This is a genomic window from Frankia sp. CoWAU3 (assembly GCF_977971855.1).
On the sequence record NZ_CDWWXB010000090.1, the window covers coordinates 1 to 1,926 of the forward strand.

Below are 1,926 nucleotides of genomic sequence, written 5' to 3' on the forward strand. Positions count from 1 at the left end.
CGGAAACACGGGGTGGTGGGCGGCACGGGAGTGGCGACACGGGGTGGTGGGCGGGCGGACGAACCCGAGGGTGGTGGGGGACGAACTACCCGCTACCTGCGGCGGCCCTGCGCCCACTGGACGTCCTCGCGCAGCGTCTCCACGGTCTGCGCCGGAGTGGGGTGGACCGCGCGCACGGTGGAACGACCCCTCATGGCCAGCACGGCCGCGACGACGCCGAGGACGACAGTGATGATGAGGGCGGCCCAGCCCAGCGCCATCACCTCCCCCAAGCCGAACATGACGGCCAACAAGGCGAAAAGCAGGGTGAAGTAACCGGCGCCGCCCGCTACGGCGAACATGCGGGCGCCCTTGCCGGCCTTCTCCACCTCCTCGCGCATCTCGGCCTTGGCGAGGGCGAGCTCCTGGCGGAACAGTGTGGAGATGTCCGAGACGACGCCGGACACCAGCTCCCCGGTTGATTCGCGGCCCCCGGTCGATCCGTGGTTGCCGGTCGATCCGCGGTCCCCGCTCGTGCTCCCGGCGGCCGGCGGGCCCGGCGCGGCCCGGAGAGCCTGGGTGGCATCCGATGAGGTCCGCACCCGTGCACCAGCCACGTACGGGGCGCTATCGTCCGGGTAGGGAATACCGATCGTTCCCGACTGCCGCCGGTGCACACTCCTCATGGGTTCTCCTTGCGGCTTCTCCTGGCGGGGCGTCCGCGTAGCCGTACCCGCGGAACAACGTACGATCTGCGGATTCCCTAGGATCGGCGGCTTAACCCCGGCAGTCGCGCCACCTGGGACGAATTACCGTCTCGTCCGCTTTCCGCCGGGCTCCCGCGCCCGCGACCGGCGCACCCGGTCGTCAGTCCACCCGTTCCTGCGGGGAGGAGTGCTCCCAGTCGGCGAGGATCGTCCGGATCCCGGTGACCAGCAGCAACGGCTGATCGAGCATGACGTGATGGCCGGCGAGCGGGATCTCGATCACCGGTGCCACCCGCCCGAGCAGGTTGTACATCTGGACACCGATGTCGGGGGTGAGCAGGCCCTTCTCGGCCCGAAAGAGCGCGACCCGGCAGTGCACCTTGCGTAGTACCTCGGGCGACGGGGTCCGGTTGCCGAACACCTTCGGGTCGAACTTCCACGTCCAGCCGCCCTGGACCGACCCGATCGAACCCCGGGCGACGTGATCGATGATGAACGGCAGCACGTAGGGCTGCTCCGGCACCGCCCGGAACCGGGCCAGCGCGTCGGTCGCTGTCGGATACACCCGCAGCGGGCCGAACGCCGTCCGGTCCCGGGCCGCCCGTTCCTCCGGGGTGAACTCCTGCACGGGGGAGTCGACGACGACGATGCCGGCGACCCGGTCCGGGTACTGGGCTGCGGTGGTGATCGTCACCCAGCCGCCCATGCTGTGCCCGATGATGATCGGGGGCGAGGCGACCTTGGCGTGGTCGATGACACCGATCACCTCGGCCGCCCAGGTACTGAGCGAGTAGTCCTCGCGCCGGTCGCTGTCACCGTGGCCGGACAGATCCAGCGCGATGACGCGGTACTCCCGCGGAATCATCGGCGCGATGTGGTCCCACCAGCCCGCGTGGGCGGCACCACCGTGGACCAGCACGATCGCCGGCCGACCGCCCCTGCCCCAGCAGCGGTAACTGATAGTCGCGCCCGCCACCTCGGTCTCGTGCCGCTCCGGTCGGTGGTCAAGGGCGGCCTCGAACCAGGCCGGTGCTTCGTCATCCATCCCAGGTCTCTGCCGTTCGGTTCGTCGGGCGGGTGGTTCCATCGTCGCCGGCCGCGGCGACGTGTCCCACCCCTGATACAACACCGCCAGGCCTGCGTTCAGGCCGTTCGCGGCCGTGTTGTCGGATTGGCGATGAGACGGCCACCGCGGAGCGGCGATCATGTAATGCTGGACTGGCCTGCGTAGATGCGTCGG

The 1,926-nt window shown here is 70.0% G+C and carries 2 protein-coding genes; both read right to left on the bottom strand.

Annotation, left to right across the window (positions count from 1 at the left end; translation table 11 throughout):
- Nucleotides 1-92: 92 nt before the first annotated feature.
- Entirely contained in the window at nucleotides 93-665 is a 573-nt protein-coding gene (locus AC08ON_RS10120) for a phage holin family protein (protein ID WP_476606923.1), read from the bottom strand.
- A gap of 181 nt (nucleotides 666-846) precedes the next feature.
- Nucleotides 847-1,731, bottom strand: coding sequence for an alpha/beta fold hydrolase (locus AC08ON_RS10125; RefSeq protein WP_023840146.1), 885 nt, complete (start codon nucleotides 1,729-1,731; stop codon nucleotides 847-849).
- Nucleotides 1,732-1,926: the final 195 nt, after the last annotated feature.

What these genes read in the sequence shown, in the direction of transcription:
- AC08ON_RS10120 (WP_476606923.1), bottom strand. Translation starts at nt 665, where the DNA reads ATGAGGAGTGTGCACCGGCGGCAGTCGGGAACGATCGGTATTCCCTAC.
- AC08ON_RS10125 (WP_023840146.1), bottom strand. Translation starts at nt 1,731, where the DNA reads ATGGATGACGAAGCACCGGCCTGGTTCGAGGCCGCCCTTGACCACCGA.